Source organism: Stappia sp. ICDLI1TA098 (assembly GCF_054880955.1).
The window spans coordinates 354,193-372,515 of sequence record NZ_JBTZBT010000003.1 but is presented as its reverse complement, the minus strand read 5'-3'; the positions used below and the strand labels follow the sequence as shown (position 1 = coordinate 372,515).

The following is an 18,323-nucleotide window of genomic DNA, read 5'->3' as shown; positions in this document are numbered from 1 at the left end:
GGGCATGGTTTCAGGTTCCAATTCACGGAACCGGTCGTCTCCAGACCGGACACTGGCCTGTCCGGTTCGCGACCCGCAGAAAATCCCTTCTTTCCTTCGATTCCCATGCCAGGCGGCACGTCTGGCAGGATCGACGCAAAATATCATCCCTCTAGCAGAAGACCGTCCCTTGCCCATGCGGGAAATGAAACTCTCCGATCTCAAGATCAAAACGCCGACCGAGCTCCTTGCCTTCGCCGAGGAGCATGAGGTCGAAAACGCGAGCACGATGCGCAAGCAAGAGCTCATGTTCGCGATCCTCAAGCAGCTCGCTGCGCAGGATATCGACATCATCGGCGAGGGCGTCGTTGAGGTTCTGCAAGACGGGTTCGGGTTCCTTCGCTCCCCGGACGCAAACTATCTCCCCGGCCCGGACGACATCTATATTTCACCGTCGCAGATCCGCCGGTTTTCCCTGCGCACCGGCGATACGGTCGAGGGCGAGATCCGAAGCCCGAAAGAAGGCGAGCGCTATTTCGCCCTTCTCAAGGTCAACAAGATCAATTTCGAGGACCCGGAAAACGCCCGCCACAAGGTCCACTTCGACAATCTGACGCCGCTCTATCCGGACGACCGGTTCAAGATGGAAGTCGAAGGCCAGCCGACGAAAGACTACTCGTCGCGCATCATCGATCTCGTTGCGCCGCTCGGCAAAGGCCAGCGCGCCCTGATCACCGCGCCGCCGCGCACCGGCAAGACGGTGTTCCTGCAGAACATCGCCAAGGCCATCACAACCAATCATCCCGAGTGCTACCTGATCGTCCTGCTGATCGATGAGCGTCCGGAAGAAGTCACGGACATGCAGCGTACGGTGAATGGCGAGGTCGTCTCCTCGACCTTCGACGAGCCGGCGGTGCGTCACGTACAGGTCGCGGAGATGGTCATCGAAAAGGCCAAGCGCCTGGTCGAACACGGCCGCGACGTTGTCATTCTTCTCGATTCCATCACCCGTCTCGGCCGCGCCTACAACACTGTCGTGCCGTCCTCGGGCAAGGTGCTGACCGGTGGTGTCGACGCCAACGCCCTGCAGCGCCCGAAGCGCTTCTTCGGCGCGGCGCGTAACATCGAGGAGGGCGGCTCGCTGACGATCATCGCGACCGCGCTGATCGATACCGGCAGCCGCATGGACGAAGTGATCTTCGAGGAGTTCAAGGGCACGGGCAATTCCGAGATCATCCTCGACCGCAAGATCTCCGACAAGCGCGTGTTCCCGGCCATCGACATCCAGCGCTCCGGTACCCGTAAGGAAGAGCTGCTGGTCGATCCGGTCAAGCTCAAGAAGACCTTTGTCCTTCGCCGCATCCTCAATCCGATGGGCACCGTGGACGCGATCGAGTTCCTGCTCGACAAGCTGCGCCAGACCAAGTCCAACGACGATTTCTTCGACAGCATGAACACCTGATAATTCCTGTTGGCTCCGACGCGCCTGGGGCGCGCCGGCAGGTATCGGGATTCACGTGAAACACCCGCATCGGTCCTCCGGTGCGGGTGTTTTGCGTCAAGGGTGGATTCGGTACCGGAACGGGTGTGAGACTGTTTCACGTGAATCATATGGATTCGGGTCTGAAACAGATCCGGCGCAGGCCCGCAGGAGAATGCCAATGCAAGCAGATGACAACGGGACCATCCTTGCCACGCAGCGGCTGGTGCTTCGACCCTGGCGTGAAGCCGACCGCTCCGATCTGGCCGCGATGAACGCCGATCCGCACGTGATGCGTCATTTCCCCGAGCCGCTGTCGCCGAGCCAGAACGACACGTTCTTCGCGCGGCTGATGGAGAAGCAGGCGGCGGGGGATATTACTTTTCAGCCGGTGGAGGAGAAGGCGACCGGGCGATTTCTGGGTTTTGTCGGATTGAACCGGCCGGGCTATGTGGTGCCCGGCGCAGAAGGGACGATGGAGATCGGCTGGCGCCTGGTCCGCGATGCCTGGGGGCGTGGCATCGCCACCGAGGCAGCCCAGGCCTGGCTTCGATTCGGCTTCGAAACCCTTGGGCTCGATGAGATCGTGGCGTTCACCGCCGAAGGCAATCTGCCGTCCCAGGCCGTGATGCGTCGCATCGCAATGACACGCGACGAACACGGCGACTTCGCCCATCCGCTGCTGTCGCCGGATCATCGCCTGTCACGCCATGTGCTCTACCGGCTGGCGCGCCCTGCCACTTAGGGCTTGCAACCTCAGTCGCGGGAGCGAAGGCCGGCGAGAGCCTCGGCAATGGCGGAAGGATCGGTCAGGGGGGCGGCGCAAGCGCCTTCGCGACACAGATAGAGGGTCGGCCGACCGGCCTGGGCGATCTTGCCATGGCGAGGGTCTTCTGCCGGATAGTCGGCGCCGTCCCGGGCGAGGAAGGTTACCAGGGCCGGATCGGCGAGACCGCGGAGCGCGGCGTCGAATGTCGTCGAGCGGCGCCCATCCGCAGTCACGATAAGCGCCAGCACCGCGTTGTCGCGGGTGTCGAGGGCTGAGAGCAGACCCGCGGTGCCAAAGACATTTTCCGCGATTTCGCCTGCGAAGGCATTGAAAGTGGCTTCCGCGCGGCTGCGGAATATCGGCCTGCCGCTGATCGTCCAGAGCCGAAGCAGCGCCTCGGCGGCAACAGCGTTGGCGTTCGGCACCGCCTCGTCAAGCGGGGAGTAGGGTCGCACGATCACGTCCGAGGCTGCGGACGAAGTCAGGCAGTAGCCACCGTTTTCATGCGCATAGCCGGCCTCAAGACGTTCCGCATGGTCCATGGCGCGAGACACCCAGGCCTCCGCCTCCTCGCTGTCCTTCGCGGTTTCGGCAAGCGAGAGGGCGGCACGCATCAGCGCCGCGTGGTCGGTCGCGAAGGCCGGACGTGTGGCGCGGGCGTCCCGCCAGGCATGCGCAAGGCCCTGGCTGCCGTCCATCTCACGCTCGATGAAGTGCCAGGCATCGACGGCGACGTCGCGCCACGATTCACGTGAAACAAGCAGGGCAGCCTCCGCGAGAGCCGATATCATGTGGCCGTTCCAGTCCGCCAGAACCTTGTCGTCACGTTCCGGAGGGACCCGTTCGGAGCGGACCGCGAGCAGGCGGTCGCGCCAGACCTTCAGATCTTCCTCGGAAACATCGCCGATGATGTCGTCGTCGCCGGCCAGGCGGTTGGGGATGTTGGCGCCCTCGAAGTTGCCGCCGTTGGAAATATCGTAGGTGCGGTTGAAGAGGGTGGCATCGTCGGGGCCGAGAATGTCGACCACCTCATCCGCCTGCCAGACATAGTATTTGCCCTCGACGCCCTCGCTGTCGGCATCAAGGCTCGAAGCGAAGGCGTCGCCGTTGCGCATGTCGCGCAGAAGCCAGGCGACGGTTTCATCGAGTCGCCTGCGGAACAAACCCACGGTCTCCGCGTCGGTCGCGGCGGCGATGGCCAGTGACAGATGGCGCATGTACTGGGCGTTGTCGTAGAGCATCTTCTCGAAGTGGGGGACGAGCCAGCGTTCATCGACCGAGTAGCGGGACAGGCCGCCGCCGAGGTGATCGTAGATGCCGCCGTTGCTCATCTCTCGCAGGGCTTTGAGTACTTCATCGCGCAGACCCAGGTCGCTGCGCAGGCCAGCCCGCCACAGAAGCTCCATAACGGGTGCTTGCGGAAACTTCGGGGCACCGCGAAGGCCGCCGTGTACCGGGTCGAGCAGGGAGCCGAGGCGCGAGCCGGCGGCGGCGACGATCGCCCCGGAGACGATGGCGTTCCTGGCGCCGATGTCGCGGGGCATCTGCCGCAGGCGGGCCATCAGCCCGGCGCGGTTCTGCTCGATTCGCTCCCGATCCGACCTGTAGGCCGTGGCCACCGCGTGCAGCACGTCGATGAAGCCGGGACGGCCCCAGCGCGCGGTCTTGGGAAAATAGGTGCCGCCCCAGAACGGCTCGGCGTCACTGGTCAGGAACATGGTGAGCGGCCAGCCGCCCTGTTCGCCAAGCGCATGCAGCGCGCTCATGTAGATCTGGTCGATGTCCGGGCGTTCCTCCCGGTCGACCTTGATGCTGACGAACAGCTCGTTCATCACGGCGGCGACCTCGTCGTCCTCGAAGCTCTCGTGGGCCATGACGTGGCACCAGTGGCAGGCGGCGTAGCCGACCGACAGGAGGATCGGCTTGCCGGCCTCGCGCGCCTCGGCAAGCGCCTCCGGCCCCCATTGCCGCCAGGCAACGGGATTGTCCTTGTGCTGAAGAAGATAGGGGCTGGTGGCCCCTGCGAGGCGGTTGTCGGTCATGTCTGTTCCCGGCTATGAGATGACGGTCCCGGCGCGGGTCCCTATGGAGAGAGTTAAGGCAGTGACCGACGAACACAAGGCAAAGGGCTGCATTGTCGCACGGGCGAGGGTGCCCGCCCTTGGCGCCCGCCTCGATTCGGAGACGCAACGGTGAGCGACGACACCATTCATGCCCTGTCGAGCGGTGCACTTCCCGCCGGCGTCGCCGTTGTCCGGGTCTCCGGCCCGAAAAGCGGATTCGTTCTCGAAACGATGTGTGGGGGACTGCCGGCGCCGCGTCGCGCGACGATGCGACGGGTGCGTCATCCGCACTCGGGCACGCTTCTCGACATGGCGCTGGTGCTGTGGCTTCCCGGCCCCGCGAGCTTCACCGGCGAGGATGTCGCCGAGATCCACTGCCATGGCGGGCGCGCGGTTGTCGCCTCGGTGCTCGAGGCGCTGGCGGCCATCGACGGCTGCCGGCCGGCGGAGCCCGGCGAGTTCACCCGGCGCGCCTTCGACAACGACCGGCTCGACCTTCTCGAGGTGGAGGGACTGGCCGACCTGATCGCCGCCGACACGCAGGCGCAGCAGCGCATGGCACTGGCCCAGGCCGGGGGCGCGCTTGGCGCGCTCTATGACGGCTGGCGATCACGGATCGTACGGGCGCGGGCGTTGATCGAGGCGGAGTTCGATTTCGCCGACGAGGAGGATGTGCCCGACGATGTTTCGGCGGGCATGTGGGCGGATGTGGCCCGGCTGGCGCGGGACATCGGTGAACACCTCGACCGCTCAAAGGGCGCTGAGCGCATCCGCGACGGGCTGCAGGTGGTGCTGCTCGGAAAGCCGAACGCTGGCAAGTCGAGCCTGCTCAACGCGCTGGCGCGGCGGGATGTCGCCATCGTCGCCGAGGAGGCGGGCACGACCCGCGATGTTATCGAGGTGCATCTCGATCTCGGAGGCTATCCGCTGACGCTGGTCGACACCGCCGGCCTGCGCGAGGCGGGTGGGGCGGTCGAGCGCGAGGGCATCCGTCGGGCGCTGGCGCGGGCGGCCTCGGCCGACCTCGCGTTGTGGCTGGTGGCCGGGGACACAGACGGGGCGACCGCATCGGAGAGCCCGCCGGAGGATCTTGCCGCCGAGCTGTGGCGGATCGCGTCAAAGGCCGATCTGGCGGAGGCAAGCGATGCCGGCGGTGCTCCACGGCACCGGATCTCGGTGCGCACAGGGTCAGGGGTCGACGCGCTGATTGCCGATCTTGCCCGGTTCGCGGAGGACCGCATGGGGCGCATCGGCGAGGCGGTAGCAACCCGCGAGCGCCACAAGGTGCATCTGCACACCGCCGTGGCGGCGCTCGAAGCGGCTCTCCACAGCTCGCGTCCGCTCGAACTGAGGGCGGAAGACCTGAGGTTGGCGGGCGAGGCACTTGGCAGGATTGCCGGCCGTTTCGGCGTCGAAGATCTGCTGGACGTGATTTTCGGCGAGTTTTGTATCGGCAAGTAAACGGTCGTTTCACGTGAAACAGCGGAATCCCGGGATCGATTCCATACCGATATGAAGACTCCTCCGTAATGACAGACGCAAAGGCCGGATCTTGCGCGCTTTGCCGGTCCCGAGCCTTCCGGCATTCTGCCTGTTCGCGGAAATGGGGCGACCGACTCGGATGCGTTCCGGTCTAGGATGGTCGTCGTCTTCACCGGCGGGATGGTGTAAGACACGCAGATTACGCGGGACGCCCGGCGCGGGCGGGCTCGAGGGCTTGAGCATCTGGACGAGATCGACGGAATGACGGAGACGGGATCAACGCGCGGACCGAAGGTCCCGACAGCGGGCGGCGCGCGTTTCGACGTGGTGGTGATCGGCGGCGGGCACGCCGGCTGCGAGGCGGCCGCGGCGGCCGCGCGGACGGGTGCGCGCACGGCGCTGGTTACCCACCGGTTCGACACCGTCGGCGTGATGTCATGCAATCCGGCGATCGGTGGGCTTGGCAAGGGCCACCTTGTGCGTGAGGTGGATGCGCTCGACGGTCTGATGGGGCGGGTCGCGGATATCGCCGGCATTCAGTTTCGCTTGCTCAACCGGCGCAAGGGACCCGCGGTGCGCGGACCGCGCGCCCAGGCCGACCGCAAGCTCTACCGTGCCGCCATGCAGGCGGCGATCCTGGACACGGCCGGACTTGAGGTCGTCGAGGGGGAGGCGGCGGAGCTGCTCGTCTCCGGTGGCGCGGTCTCGGGTCTCAGGCTTGCCGACGGGCGGGAGCTTGCCGCGCCTGCCGTGGTGCTGACGACAGGCACCTTCCTGCGTGGCGTCATCCATATCGGCGACGAGCGCATTGCCGCAGGACGGGCCGACGAGGCGCCGGCGGTGCGGCTGGCGGAGTCGCTGCTTGCTCATGGCTTCCAGCTCGGCCGGCTCAAGACCGGCACGCCGGCGCGGCTCGACGGCCGCACCATCGACTGGAGTGGGCTGGACGAGCAGAAGGGCGATTCGGACCCGGAACCATTTTCCGCGCTGACGGATGCAATCACGACGCCGCAGATCTCCTGCCACATCACCCGCACGACGGCCGAGACGCACGCGATCATCCGCGAGAACCTGCATCGCTCGGCGATGTATTCCGGCAATATCACCGGTCAGGGGCCGCGCTACTGCCCTTCGATCGAGGACAAGGTGGTCCGCTTCGGCGACCGGGACGGGCACCAGATTTTCCTGGAGCCCGAGGGCCTGGACGACGACACCGTCTATCCGAACGGCATTTCCACCTCGCTTCCGCAGGACGTGCAGATGGCGTTTCTGCGCAGCATCCCTGGGCTGGAACATGTCGAGGTGCGGCGCATCGGCTATGCCATCGAATATGATCATGTCGATCCGCGCGAGCTGTCGCGGACGCTGGAGACGCGCCGCCTGCCGGGGCTCTACCTTGCCGGGCAGATCAACGGCACGACCGGCTACGAGGAGGCCGCGGCCCAGGGGCTTGTCGCCGGGCTCAACGCGGCGCTCAAGGTCGGCGGATCGGCGCCGGCGGTCTTCGGCCGGGACCAGGCCTATCTCGGCGTGATGATCGATGATCTCGTCACCTGCGGCGTTTCGGAGCCCTATCGCATGTTCACCTCGCGCGCCGAGTATCGGCTGTCGCTTCGCGCGGACAATGCAGACCAGCGTCTGACACCGCTCGGCACCGCGCTTGGCTGCGTTGGCGCGCGGCGGCGCGAGGCCTTTGGCGCCAAACAGCGGATGCTCACCGACATCACCGAACGGCTGCATGGCCTGACGGCGACGCCCGAGGACGGACGCCGCGCCGGCCTGCATATCAATCAGGACGGCGTTCGGCGCTCGGCCTATGATCTCCTTTCCTATCCAGACATCGACCTTGCCGCGCTTGCGCGGTTGTGGCCGGAGGAAATCGCGGCGCTCGATCCGGCCTGTGCGCAACAGGTGGCGATCGATGCGCTCTATGCGGTCTATCTGAAGCGCCAGTCGGCCGACGTCGAGGCGCTGCGCCGCGACGAGGCCCTGAGGCTTCCCGCCGATCTCGACTACCAGCTTGTGAGAGGGCTTTCGAACGAGGCGCGCCAGAAGCTGGAGACGGTGCGTCCGGAGACCCTCGGACAGGCCGGGCGTATCGACGGGGTGACACCGGCGGCGCTGACGCTGCTGCTGTCCTATGTGAAAAAGAGCGCGCGACCGGTCGAGGGACGCGCGGCCCAGGCGGCTGGCGGGGAGAACGCGGCATGAGCAGACCGGCGGTTCTCAGCCCCACGGATGGCCCGGAAGTGCTTCACGGACGGTTCTCCGTTTCACGTGAAACAGTCGAGCGCTTGACGCTTTATGTGAATTTGCTGCTGCACTGGCAGAAGGCGCAGAATCTCGTCGCGCCGTCGACGCTGTCCGAGGTGTGGCTGCGCCATGTGGCCGACAGTCTGCAGGTCGCGGATTGCGCGCCGGATGCCCGCGTGTGGGCCGATTTTGGCAGCGGCGCCGGCTTCCCCGGTCTTGTCACCGCGATTGTGATGATGGAGCGGGGAGGGGGGCATGTGCATCTCATTGAGAGCAACCAGCGCAAGGTCGCCTTCCTCCGGGCGGTGATCCGGGAGACCGGCTGTCCGGCGAGCGTTCACGCGGATCGGGTGGAGAAGGTCGGTGCACGGCTTGTTGCGGAGCCTGGCGATGCCGGCCCGGTGACGGCGGTCTCGGCGCGCGCGCTCGCCGATCTTTCGCAACTTTGCGCCTACGCCGAACCGTTTTCGGCGACGGGCGCCCTTTCCATTTTCCACAAGGGAAGAAATTTCCGCGAGGAGGTCGCGCAAGCGTCTCACCAATGGGATTTCGATCTGGTAGAAAGAGAAAGTCTCATCGATCCCGACAGCCGGATCCTGACGCTTGCGCGGATCCGGCCCCGTCGTGCGACAGGGAAAGGCTAGATCCGGATGAGCATGCTTCCTCAATCGCCGCGTGTCCTGGCACTTGCCAATCAAAAGGGCGGGGTCGGCAAGACCACCACGGCAATCAATCTCGGCACCGCGCTGGCCGCCATCGGCGAACGCGTGCTGGTCATCGACCTCGATCCGCAGGGCAATGCCTCCACGGGCCTGGGCATCGACCGGCGTAACCGCGACCTCTCGACCTATGACGTGCTGACCGGCGACTGTTCCCTGGCCGAAACGCTTCAGGACACGGATGTTCCGCGTCTCTGGGTCGCGCCGTCGACGATGGACCTGCTCGGCGTCGAGCTGGAGATCGCCGGCAGCTCCGACAGGGCGCACCGGCTGCGCAAGGCGATCTCGGAGCTGGCCGAGCACGGGCGGACCGAGGGCGCGCCGGACTTCACCTATGTGCTGATCGACTGTCCGCCGTCGCTGAACCTTCTGACGATCAACGCGCTTTCGGCCTCGCACTCGATCCTGGTGCCGCTGCAGTGCGAGTTCTTCGCGCTGGAGGGCCTCAGCCAGTTGCTGTCGACCGTCCAGCAGGTCAAGACGGCGCTCAATCCCGAGCTTTCGATCCATGGCATCGTGCTGACCATGTACGACAGCCGCAACAATCTCTCCGCGCAGGTCGTGGCGGATGTCCGCGAGACCATGGGCGATGCGGTTTACGACACGGTGATCCCGCGCAATGTGCGGGTGTCGGAGGCGCCGTCCTACGGCAAGCCGGCACTTCTCTATGATCTCAAGTGCTCGGGCAGCCAGGCCTATCTGCGGCTTGCCTCGGAGATCATTCAGCGTGAGCGCACGCTGCGAGGCGTCGCGGCCTGAGGGCCGAGAGCCGGCGCGGCAATCGATTCGCCTCCGCAACGTCGGCAATGACGGACGGGGCAGGGCATTTGAACGACAAGAAAGGACGGCCCCGGCAGGCGCGACAAAGCGCCGCGCGGGTCGTCGAAACGGCAAGCGGGTGACGGTCGATGGCTGAAGAAGAGGGTAGCAAGAAGAAGCGGCTGGGACGGGGCCTTGCGGCGCTCATCGGCGAGGTTGGCACCGAACCGCCGGCCGATCCGCGCCCGCCGCGCGACACGCGGAAGGTGCCGATCGAGTTTCTCACGGCGAACCCGCGCAACCCGCGCAAGAGCTTCGCCGAGGCGGATCTCGAGGATCTGACCAACTCGATCCGCGAGAAGGGCGTGGTGCAGCCGCTGCTGGTGCGTCCCGTGCAGGGGCGGGACAACGCCTATGAGATCATCGCCGGCGAGCGCCGCTGGCGGTCCGCGCAGCGCGCCGGTCTGCACCTGGTGCCCGTCGTCGTGCGCGACGTCACGGATCAGGAGGCGCTCGAGCTGGCGATCATCGAGAACGTCCAGCGCGCCGATCTCAATCCGATCGAGGAAGGCCTCGGCTACGATCAGCTTGTGCAGGAATTCAGTTATAGCCAGAGCGAGCTTGCCCGGGTGATCGGCAAGAGCCGCAGCCATGTGGCCAACACGCTGCGGCTGCTGAAGCTGCCGAACTCGGTGAAGGACTATCTGGCGGAAGGGCTGCTGACGGCGGGCCATGCGCGCGCATTGATCACGGCCGAGGACCCGGCCGCGCTGGCGGAGCTGATCGTCGAAAGGGGGCTCAACGTGCGCGAGGCGGAGCGTCTCGCGCAGGACCCGGATGCGCTCAAGAAGGGCGGCAAGACGGCGGCAAGACCGGAGAAGGACGCCGACACCAAGGCGCTGGAAAAGCGGCTTGCCGACAGTCTCGGGCTCAAGATCGCGATTGCCCACAAGGCCAACAAGGGCACCGGCGAGCTGAAGATCAAATATGCCTCGGTCGAGCAACTCGACGAGATCTGCCGGCTGCTTGGGGTTAGCAACTGATTTAATCTAGCTGGCTAATTATCCTTTTGAACCGGGCGCTTGCATCAAGTTGATGCGGGCGCCCGTTCTCGTTTGGTGGGCAGCTTCGCGGGGAGGCGATGGCAAGGGGGATCAGTCGGTGTCGACCGCGGCATCGTCCTCGAAGCGCTTGCGCAGCTTGGCGAAGGCGAGGCGGATGCGCGACTTGACCGTGCCGAGCGGCACGCCGGTTTCCTCGGCGATCTGGCTGTGCGAGCGGCCCAGGAAGAAAGCGCGGCGCACCAGGTCGGCCTGGTCGTCGGGCAGGGCGGCGAGGGCGGCGCGCACGCGCTCCTCGCGGGTGCGCGCGTCTATGAGGTCGTCGGCGTCGTCAGGGGCTGCCGGGCGCAGGCCCGGGTCGTCGATGTCGATCTCGCTGCTGCGGTCACGGCGCAGCGCGTCGATGCGCCGGTTGCGGGCGATGCGGAAGAGCCAGGTCGAGGGGCTGGCGCGGCCCGGGTCGAAGAGATGCGCCTTGCGCCAGAGGGTGATCATCACCTCCTGGGCCAGTTCCTCCGCTTCGGTCGCGTCGGTGCCCAGGCGCACCAGATAGGATTTCAGCCGGGGTGCGAAATGGTCGAAGAGCGTGGCAAAAGCGGTCTGGTCGCGTGCTTCGGCCACGCGCCGGATCAGGCTCGAGAAATGCTCCGCCGCCGAAGACATCACGCCGCCCCGCCATGTTCGGGCGGGCGGAAAAAGAACCGTGTCATTCGACCCCGTCGTCTCCCGACCGGACAACAGCCGGTCGCTTTCCTTCCCGGTCGCCGTCGCGCGCGGCGCGCCCCCCGTTTCCAAAAGGCCGGTCCTGCACGTTTACAAGAAACGACCGCCTGGTCCACCGCGAGGCTTGCCGGCCGGGCGAAAAGGGCGCGAACGGCGCGCATATCGGCCATTCCGGCCACTGTCACACTCTCGCCCGATTTTTATCGCCAGCGTGGCCCGCGAACAATCATAGCGGGTTTTTGCCGCGACACCATGTGGGAGTGGCGTCATCAACCCTTTCGTAACTTGCGATGCGGTAACCTTAAAGCAAGGTGACGGAAGCGCATCGAATTCGTCCAAAATCCGAATGTCAGCAGTAGCGGTTTAGGAAATGATGCAGGCACGAACGCTCATCCCGGCCCTTTTGGCAGTCGCCCTCACGGGCGCGTCGGCGCAGGCTCAGACGCCGACTCTTATCGGCCAGAACAATGACTGGGACACATATTCCTACGGCGGAGCCAAGGGGAAGGTTTGCTACGCACTGTCGAAGCCGACCAAACTCGCACCGTCCGATCGTAATCACGGCGATGTCTTCTTCTTCATCTCCAATCGTCCGGGTGAAAACGTCAACAACGAACCGAGCGTGATCGTCGGCTATTCCTTCAAGGAGCAGTCCTCGGTGTCGGTCGACATTGACGGCAACAAGTTCACCATGTTCACGAAGAACGACGGCGCTTGGATGGCCAATCCGACAGAAGAGCGTCAGCTCGTTGGGGCGATGAAGGCAGGGCGGTCGATGGTGGTGAGCGGCGTCTCGTCGCGCGGCACCCAGACCACCTATACGTTCTCGCTCTCGGGCGTGACCGCGTCGATCAGCGCGGCCGACAAGGCCTGCCAGTAGGAAAGACGGACCGCAGCGCCGCCGACACCGGTGGAGCCGCGGCAAAGACCGATGTGAAAAGGGCGCGCGGCGCCCTTTTCGCGTTGCTGTGGAACCAAAGGCCAACCCCTTGAGCGACAGGGGGGTCACAAGCCCGGCATAATCGGGTATAAGCGCGCACGACGAAGATGAGGTGGTGCCGTCCTGACACCGCCTTTTGGCGTTTGCCACAAGGCGCTCCGACGGGCGCCGCCCGCTGCGGATGACCCTGGCGGGAGCTGTTTCCTGGATCGCGACATGACTGTGACCTTGCTTGATGCCACTGGTGCGGCCGCCGTGAAGCCGTCCGCCGCCGGATCCGCCGAAAAGCCGAGCCTCATCGGCCTCGACCGCCAGGCGCTTGGCGAGGCGCTCGCCGGCATCGGCGTGCCCGACCGTCAGATCCGCATGCGCGTCGGCCAGCTCTGGCACTGGCTCTATGTCCGCGGTGCGTCCGACTTCTCCGAAATGACAAATGTCTCCAAGGACATGCGCGCCTTGCTCGAGACCGCCTTCACGATCGCACGTCCGGAAATGGTGTCCGAGCAGGTGTCCAGCGACGGTACCCGCAAGTGGTTGTTCCGCTTTCCGCCGCGCGGCGCCGGCCGACCGGTCGAGATCGAGACGGTCTATATTCCCGAGGAGGGGCGCGGCACGCTTTGCGTCTCGTCACAGGTCGGCTGCACGCTGACTTGCAGCTTCTGCCATACGGGCACGCAGCGGCTGGTGCGCAACCTGACGGCGGAAGAAATTCTGGCCCAGGTGCTGGTCGCGCGCGACCGGCTCGGCGATTTCCCCAAGGGGGAGACGCTGGCCGGCGCTGCGGTGCCAAGCGAGGGCCGTCTCGTCACCAATATCGTGATGATGGGCATGGGCGAGCCCCTGTACAATTTCGACGCGGTGAAGACGGCGCTACTGATCGCCTCCGATGGCGACGGGTTGTCGCTGTCGAAGCGGCGCATCACGCTGTCGACCTCCGGCGTTGTGCCGATGATCGAGCGCACGGGCGCGGAAATCGGCTGCATGCTGGCGATCTCTCTGCATGCGGTGCGCGACGAACTGCGCGACGAACTGGTGCCGATCAACAAGAAGTGGAACCTGGCGGCGCTGCTCGAGGCCTGCCGCAACTACCCCGGCCTCAACAACGCCCGCCGCATCACCTTCGAATATGTGATGCTGAAGGGCATCAACGACAGCCTTGCCGATGCCCGCGAGCTGGTGCGGCTGCTCAAGGGCATCCCGGCGAAGATCAACCTGATCCCGTTCAACCCCTGGCCGGGCTCGCCCTATGCCTGTTCCGACTGGGAGCAGATCGAGGCGTTCGCCGAGGTGGTGAACCGCGCCGGCTATGCGTCGCCGATCCGCACCCCACGCGGGCGCGACATTTTCGCCGCCTGCGGCCAGCTCAAGTCCGAGACCGAACGCCTCAGGGCGCGTGAGCGGGCGGCGCTGGAAGCCTCCGCCGGCAACGCCTGAGGCGGGGCCGGCATGGTTGACGGCGGGCGGCTTCTCGCCCAGTCCATTCGCATCGTCTTCGCGCTGGTGCTGGCCATCGTCGCGGCGGGGTTTTTCATCGCCTTCGGCCTGTTCCGAGCCCTCGATCCGGCGACCGATCCGGTTGGCGCAGGCGCTGCGTTCGGCTTTGCCATCGTCGGGACCAGCGTGATTGGCGGGCTTGCGTTCACGCCGGCGTTTGTCGGAATTCTCGTTTCCGAGCTCTTCCGCCTGCGCGGCATCGTGTTTCACCTCGCCGTGGGCGGAGCGATCGGAGCGGTCATGTGGACGATGGGAGATGGCGCGCGCGCGGGTGAAGCAGCGGCGCGCGGCATGTTGGTGCCGGCCGCTGCCGGCTTTGTGGCTGGCTTCGTCTACTGGCTTGTCGCCGGGAGACAGGCGGGCTGCTGGCGCGTAAACGCGCCGCCTTCAACGGATTCGGATCCGGAACGCTCCGATCCAGGCAAGCGACCGCGTTAACACCGCCGCTTGCGCCAGGCTTCAGGCCGCTTTTTTCTTCAAGCCGTTCAAGGAGCTGCGCGCGGCTTCGATGTGCTCGTCGCGCACGTGGGCGCGCACCAGCGCCATCACGCCCATCAGCACGCTGGCGTCGTCCGTGTAGCCGATGCCGACCAGCATGTCGGGAATGGCATCCATCGGCATCACGAAATAGGCGAGGGCCGCCAGGATGCCGCCGCGCACGCGCACCGGCGTCGCCGGGTCGAGGGCGCAGTAGTAGCTGGCAATCACGTCCTGCATGAAGGGGATCTGGCCGGCGGCCTTGCGGGCGGCATCGAAGATGCGCGCCGAGACCCTGGCCTTTTGCTCTTCCTGCTCGGGGCCGAGATAGTCCGCATCGAAGCCCGGATTTTCGGAACCGTTGCCCATGTCACGTCCTCCCTGTCGAGCCCGTCATTTCGCCTCCAGGAACCCTTTTTGGTTCCCCAAGGGCGCTTGCGACCTCTTCTTATTTGGGAAGTCTAGACGTCAATTGCAAAGGCGGCGCGACAGTCCCGCGCCGCGACACAAGCGCGCTGGACAGTTCTGACAGGAGGTTTTCGCGCAGAACCCGGGAAGAAAATCGAAGGGCCGCCCAGAAGGGGCGGCCCTTTGTCTTGTCACAAGGCCTGATGCTCAGTGGCGGAAATGGCGCATGCCGGTGAAGACCATGGCAAGGCCGGCCTCATCGGCGGCATCGATGACTTCCTGGTCACGCATGGAGCCACCCGGCTGGATCACCGCTGTCGCGCCCGCGTCCGCTGCCGCCAGAAGGCCGTCGGCGAAGGGGAAGAAGGCGTCGGAGGCGACCACCGATCCGATGATCGCCGGCGTCTCCTGACCGGCCGCCTCGGCGGCGTCCTGGGCCTTGCGGGCGGCGATGCGGGCGCTGTCGACACGGCTCATCTGTCCGGCACCGACGCCCACTGTCGCGCCTCCGCGAACATAGACGATGGCGTTCGACTTGACGTGCTTGGCGACGCGGAAGGCGAACTTGAGATCCGCCAGTTCCTGAGCGCTCGGCTGGCGCTTGGTCACCACCTTGAGGTCGAGATCGTCGACATTGCCGGTGTCGCGGTCCTGAACGAGCAGGCCGCCGGCGACGGACTTGACGACCTTGGCCTCGGCACGGGTGTCGGCGAGACCGCCTGTCAGCAGCAGGCGCAGGTTCTTTTTGGCGGCGACAATCTCGATTGCCTCGGGGCTGGCGTCGGGCGCGATGATCACCTCGGTGAAGATCTTGACGATCTCGGCGGCGGCCTCGGCATCGAGCGGCCGGTTGAGGGCGACGATGCCGCCAAAGGCGGAGACCGGGTCGCAGGCCAGCGCCTTCTCGTAGGCGGCCTTCAGGGTCTTGCCGGTGGCAACGCCGCAGGGATTGGCGTGCTTGATGATGGCGACGGCGGGCGAAACGGCGGGATCGAACTCCGAGACCAGCTCGAAGGCGGCGTCCGTGTCGTTGATGTTGTTGTAGGACAGCGCCTTGCCCTGCACCTGGCGGGCGGTGGCGACGCCATAGCGGGTTTCCGGGGTCTTGTAGAAGGCGGCTTGCTGATGCGGGTTCTCGCCGTAGCGCATGAGGCTGGCGAGCGTGCCGCCAAAGGCGACATGGGCGGGCGCATCCTCGCCGATCTCGCCGGCGAACCAATTGGAGACGGCCGCATCATAGGCGGCGGTGCGGGCAAAGGCCTTCTGGGCGAGCTTGCGGCGCAGCTCCAGCGGCACCTTCCCGTCGTTGGCGTCCAGCGCCTCGACCACCGACGCATAGTCCGCCGGATCGCTGACCATGGTCACATAGGCGTGGTTCTTGGCCGCGGCGCGGGTCATCGCCGGACCGCCGATGTCGACATTCTCGATCGCCAGCGCGAAGTCGGCGCCCGAGGCGACGGTTTCCTCGAACGGATAGAGATTGACGCAGACGAGATCGATGCCCTGGATGCCGTGGGCCTCCATCGCGGCGCGGTGCTCGGCGTCGTCGCGAATGGCCAGAAGCCCGCCATGGACGGAGGGATGCAGCGTCTTGACGCGGCCGTCCATGATCTCCGGAAAACCGGTGACCTCGGAAATGTCCGTGACCTCAAGGCCCGCGTCGGCCAGCGCCTTACGGGTGCCGCCGGTCGAAACCAGCGCGACGCCGCGTGACGAGAGCGCCTTGGCGAAGTCGATCAGGCCGGTCTTGTCGGAAACCGACAGGAGGGCGCGTTTGACGGGAACGAGATCGGGAACGGGGATGCGCTTGGACGCAACGGCCATGGTACGGATCCTTCGGCTTTCGGCGGGGGAGACGATGGCAGCGCCGTAGCACGAAGCAGCGCCAACCGGAAGCCGGAAGCGCCTGAAAAGCCGAAATGCCGTTACGGAAACCGTTGATGGCTAAAGGTCGAGTTCCTCGCCGGGCTGACCGTCGCTGACGCGCCGGCGCGCGGTGCGGGCCGAGGCCGTGCGTCGAAGCTGCCAGGCCGCCTCGCGGCGATGGGCGAAACGGCCGTAGATGACGATCTGCTCGGTGCGGCGATGGCCGAACGTGTCGGAGAGATAGATGGATTCCTCGATCGCCATCTCGCAGCCCGGCGCGACGAACTCCCATGCCTCGCCATCGGCGGCGAGCAGAACGATGGCGGTGCCGCCGCGCAGTGTCGAGGCCTTGATCGCCGGATGCAGGTGGAAGCGGATGGCGAATTCGTCGCGCGCCGGCACCTTGCCCGTCGCCTTGAACCGGTCGATGCCGTCGAGCACGGTGCCATCCTCCGACAGGGTCAGATCACGCTGGTGCACCATGTGATGGCTGTCCTGGTAGCCATTGTGGCTGGCCACGACGCGGATGCCGGCCGGGCCTTCCTCGCGCTCGACCGGCACGCTGGTCGGGCCGGAGAGGATCGGCGAGCCGAGCCAGCCGCCGTAACGGGTGTCGGAGAGGAAGCGGGCGGAGGACATGTCGCCGAGGGTCGCGGTCGAATGGGCGGCGGTGGCGCGCGCCACCTCGCGCCAGGCGCCGCGCTCGGTGTTGGAGACGCCGCAATTGACGATGATCCGCGTGCGCCGCGACGACAGCTCGAAGGAGAGGCAGCCGGCATGGGCATTGTGGCTGAGCGGCAGCGGCGGCGGCCGGCCCGTTTCCACAAGCACCACGGTGTCGCCGGCTGTCATGCGTTGGTAGCCGGAATGCGGCGCGTTGACGGGGGGCTGGCCGCGCGCATCGTCATAGGCAAGGATCGTGGCGACGAGATCGGCCGGTGTCGAGCCCATGCCGTTGAAATGAGCGAAGGCGCCGTCGCCATGGCGGAAGAAACGAACCATCGGCATCATCCGGTCGATGGCCTGCATGACGGTCTGTGACGAGGGCATGCCCTGCACGGTCAGAGCCTGGCGCACCGGCAGCAGGTCGACGAGAATGTCGAGAAGAGCGGCCGGGTTGCGTGAGACATGGCCGCCGTCGGGCAGAACCTGGCGGGCCAGCTCCTGGTCGAGACGGCGCATGCTCTGGCGCACGTAGCGCCCCTGGCCGGACATGGAGACGGTGGCGGCGGCGACGGCGATCGTCGCCTGCAGCCGCGGCACGCCGTCGGGCGTCTCGTTGATGGTGCGGCGCAGGTAGCGGACCTGGCGCGCGAGCGAGCGCAGGAAGCGGCGGTAGAACTCCCGGTCGCACCCGTCGAGAATGAGCGGCGATTGCGACAGCCAGGCGAGCACCCGGCGGGTGACCACCGTCTGTTCCCAGCCGATGTCGTGCCAGTAGCCGCAGTGGCGCATCCAGTCGTCGACGAGCGCGCGGGCGTTCTGGCGGGCGACGATGGTTTCGGCCGCCTTCAGGTGGCGCAGCCAGCCAAAGCCATGGAGCGCCCGCGCCCAGTCGGCCGAGGGCGGCTCGATCTCGAACGGCGTACGGCCGAGTGTCTCGCCGATCTGGCCGGCGAAGAGGAAGCGCCCCGCGTAGATGTCGGCGGCATTGGTGCCGTCGGCCGTGCGCAGGTCCTGCGGTGCGATGAGCAGGCGCTGTGGCGACCCGGAAAACGGCCGCCAGCGGAACAACGGGCCGCCATGGACCCACCGCAAGAGGTTAACCCAGGCCGTCTGCGCGAGAAGACGCCAGACCCGTGCCCGTTCGGCGAAGGATGAAAGCGTCATCTGCGTCAAGATCCCTCCCG

Annotated in this window: 15 protein-coding genes; 10 read left to right on the top strand and 5 right to left on the bottom strand. The window is 66.2% G+C overall.

Translation table 11 applies throughout. The annotated features are described in order from the left end of the window. Window positions 1-175 precede the first annotated feature (175 nt). Together rho and ACSLUQ_RS16755 are read left to right on the top strand one after the other, a co-directional pair. Window positions 176-1,441 carry a transcription termination factor Rho gene (rho, locus tag ACSLUQ_RS16760; RefSeq protein ID WP_417771367.1) on the top strand — a complete coding sequence of 422 codons (1,266 nt, stop codon included), beginning with the start codon at window positions 176-178 and terminating at the stop codon, window positions 1,439-1,441. 199 nt (window positions 1,442-1,640) lie between these two features. Then, window positions 1,641-2,204 carry a GNAT family N-acetyltransferase gene (locus tag ACSLUQ_RS16755; protein ID WP_461809175.1) on the top strand — a complete coding sequence of 188 codons (564 nt, stop codon included), beginning with the start codon at window positions 1,641-1,643 and terminating at the stop codon, window positions 2,202-2,204. A gap of 11 nt (window positions 2,205-2,215) precedes the next feature. On the opposite strand, the gene ACSLUQ_RS16750 is transcribed toward ACSLUQ_RS16755, so the two are convergent. Beyond that, window positions 2,216-4,270 carry a thioredoxin domain-containing protein gene (locus tag ACSLUQ_RS16750; RefSeq protein ID WP_461809174.1) on the bottom strand — a complete coding sequence of 685 codons (2,055 nt, stop codon included), beginning with the start codon at window positions 4,268-4,270 and terminating at the stop codon, window positions 2,216-2,218. A gap of 150 nt (window positions 4,271-4,420) precedes the next feature. On the opposite strand from ACSLUQ_RS16750, the gene mnmE reads away from it, so the two are divergent. The 5 genes from mnmE to ACSLUQ_RS16725 all read left to right on the top strand — a co-directional run bounded on the left by mnmE (window position 4,421) and on the right by ACSLUQ_RS16725 (window position 10,547). Further along, the gene (gene mnmE, locus ACSLUQ_RS16745) at window positions 4,421-5,752 is read left to right on the top strand and encodes a tRNA uridine-5-carboxymethylaminomethyl(34) synthesis GTPase MnmE (RefSeq protein WP_461809173.1); all 1,332 of its coding nucleotides are present in this window, start codon (window positions 4,421-4,423) and stop codon (window positions 5,750-5,752) included. Window positions 5,753-6,034: 282 nt separating this feature from the next. Next, window positions 6,035-7,984 (top strand): tRNA uridine-5-carboxymethylaminomethyl(34) synthesis enzyme MnmG, encoded by a 1,950-nt coding sequence (gene mnmG / locus ACSLUQ_RS16740; protein WP_461809172.1) that lies wholly within the window; start codon window positions 6,035-6,037, stop codon window positions 7,982-7,984. Continuing rightward, the gene (rsmG, locus tag ACSLUQ_RS16735; RefSeq protein ID WP_417771372.1) at window positions 7,981-8,670 is read left to right on the top strand and encodes a 16S rRNA (guanine(527)-N(7))-methyltransferase RsmG; all 690 of its coding nucleotides are present in this window, start codon (window positions 7,981-7,983) and stop codon (window positions 8,668-8,670) included. Before mnmG ends, rsmG begins: the two co-directional genes overlap by 4 nt. 6 nt (window positions 8,671-8,676) lie before the next feature. Beyond that, on the top strand, window positions 8,677-9,504 hold the full coding sequence (locus ACSLUQ_RS16730; protein WP_417771373.1) for a ParA family protein: 828 nt from the start codon (window positions 8,677-8,679) through the stop codon (window positions 9,502-9,504). 149 nt (window positions 9,505-9,653) lie between these two features. Next, window positions 9,654-10,547, top strand: a complete 894-nt coding sequence (locus tag ACSLUQ_RS16725) for a ParB/RepB/Spo0J family partition protein (protein ID WP_417771374.1) — start codon at window positions 9,654-9,656, stop codon at window positions 10,545-10,547. A 111-nt stretch (window positions 10,548-10,658) separates the two neighbouring features. Here the strand turns inward: ACSLUQ_RS16725 and ACSLUQ_RS16720 are convergent, their stop codons facing one another. After that, complete coding sequence (locus ACSLUQ_RS16720; protein ID WP_461809171.1) at window positions 10,659-11,228, bottom strand: sigma-70 family RNA polymerase sigma factor; 570 nt, start codon at window positions 11,226-11,228, stop codon at window positions 10,659-10,661. A gap of 430 nt (window positions 11,229-11,658) precedes the next feature. Here ACSLUQ_RS16720 and ACSLUQ_RS16715 point away from each other — a divergent pair, with 430 nt between their 5' ends. The 3 genes from ACSLUQ_RS16715 (at window position 11,659) to ACSLUQ_RS16705 (ending at window position 14,160) form a co-directional block, all read left to right on the top strand. Then, window positions 11,659-12,168 carry an invasion associated locus B family protein gene (locus ACSLUQ_RS16715; RefSeq protein ID WP_417771376.1) on the top strand — a complete coding sequence of 170 codons (510 nt, stop codon included), beginning with the start codon at window positions 11,659-11,661 and terminating at the stop codon, window positions 12,166-12,168. A gap of 276 nt (window positions 12,169-12,444) precedes the next feature. Further along, window positions 12,445-13,662, top strand: a complete 1,218-nt coding sequence (gene rlmN / locus ACSLUQ_RS16710; protein WP_417771377.1) for a dual-specificity RNA methyltransferase RlmN — start codon at window positions 12,445-12,447, stop codon at window positions 13,660-13,662. Between the two features lie 12 nt (window positions 13,663-13,674). Next, on the top strand, window positions 13,675-14,160 hold the full coding sequence (locus ACSLUQ_RS16705) for a translation initiation factor IF-3 (protein WP_461809170.1): 486 nt from the start codon (window positions 13,675-13,677) through the stop codon (window positions 14,158-14,160). A 21-nt stretch (window positions 14,161-14,181) separates the two neighbouring features. Here the strand turns inward: ACSLUQ_RS16705 and ACSLUQ_RS16700 are convergent, their stop codons facing one another. The 3 genes from ACSLUQ_RS16700 to ACSLUQ_RS16690 all read right to left on the bottom strand — a co-directional run bounded on the left by ACSLUQ_RS16700 (window position 14,182) and on the right by ACSLUQ_RS16690 (window position 18,303). Then, complete coding sequence (locus tag ACSLUQ_RS16700) at window positions 14,182-14,568, bottom strand: YkvA family protein (protein WP_417771379.1); 387 nt, start codon at window positions 14,566-14,568, stop codon at window positions 14,182-14,184. A gap of 246 nt (window positions 14,569-14,814) precedes the next feature. Next, complete coding sequence (purH, locus tag ACSLUQ_RS16695; RefSeq protein WP_417771380.1) at window positions 14,815-16,431, bottom strand: bifunctional phosphoribosylaminoimidazolecarboxamide formyltransferase/IMP cyclohydrolase; 1,617 nt, start codon at window positions 16,429-16,431, stop codon at window positions 14,815-14,817. 120 nt (window positions 16,432-16,551) lie between these two features. Then, a complete protein-coding gene (locus ACSLUQ_RS16690; protein ID WP_461809169.1) occupies window positions 16,552-18,303 on the bottom strand; it encodes a heparinase II/III family protein in 1,752 nt (583 codons plus the stop codon). Between the last annotated feature and the right edge of the window lie 20 nt (window positions 18,304-18,323).

Bases quoted from the DNA above. Each gene is read 5' to 3' on its own strand.
- rho (WP_417771367.1), top strand. From the start codon at position 176: ATGCGGGAAATGAAACTCTCCGATCTCAAGATCAAAACGCCGACCGAG.
- ACSLUQ_RS16755 (WP_461809175.1), top strand. From the start codon at position 1,641: ATGCAAGCAGATGACAACGGGACCATCCTTGCCACGCAGCGGCTGGTG.
- ACSLUQ_RS16750 (WP_461809174.1), bottom strand. From the start codon at position 4,270: ATGACCGACAACCGCCTCGCAGGGGCCACCAGCCCCTATCTTCTTCAG.
- mnmG (WP_461809172.1), top strand. From the start codon at position 6,035: ATGACGGAGACGGGATCAACGCGCGGACCGAAGGTCCCGACAGCGGGC.
- rsmG (WP_417771372.1), top strand. From the start codon at position 7,981: ATGAGCAGACCGGCGGTTCTCAGCCCCACGGATGGCCCGGAAGTGCTT.
- ACSLUQ_RS16730 (WP_417771373.1), top strand. From the start codon at position 8,677: ATGAGCATGCTTCCTCAATCGCCGCGTGTCCTGGCACTTGCCAATCAA.
- ACSLUQ_RS16725 (WP_417771374.1), top strand. From the start codon at position 9,654: ATGGCTGAAGAAGAGGGTAGCAAGAAGAAGCGGCTGGGACGGGGCCTT.
- ACSLUQ_RS16720 (WP_461809171.1), bottom strand. From the start codon at position 11,228: ATGTCTTCGGCGGCGGAGCATTTCTCGAGCCTGATCCGGCGCGTGGCC.
- ACSLUQ_RS16715 (WP_417771376.1), top strand. From the start codon at position 11,659: ATGATGCAGGCACGAACGCTCATCCCGGCCCTTTTGGCAGTCGCCCTC.
- rlmN (WP_417771377.1), top strand. From the start codon at position 12,445: ATGACTGTGACCTTGCTTGATGCCACTGGTGCGGCCGCCGTGAAGCCG.
- ACSLUQ_RS16705 (WP_461809170.1), top strand. From the start codon at position 13,675: ATGGTTGACGGCGGGCGGCTTCTCGCCCAGTCCATTCGCATCGTCTTC.
- ACSLUQ_RS16700 (WP_417771379.1), bottom strand. From the start codon at position 14,568: ATGGGCAACGGTTCCGAAAATCCGGGCTTCGATGCGGACTATCTCGGC.
- purH (WP_417771380.1), bottom strand. From the start codon at position 16,431: ATGGCCGTTGCGTCCAAGCGCATCCCCGTTCCCGATCTCGTTCCCGTC.
- ACSLUQ_RS16690 (WP_461809169.1), bottom strand. From the start codon at position 18,303: ATGACGCTTTCATCCTTCGCCGAACGGGCACGGGTCTGGCGTCTTCTC.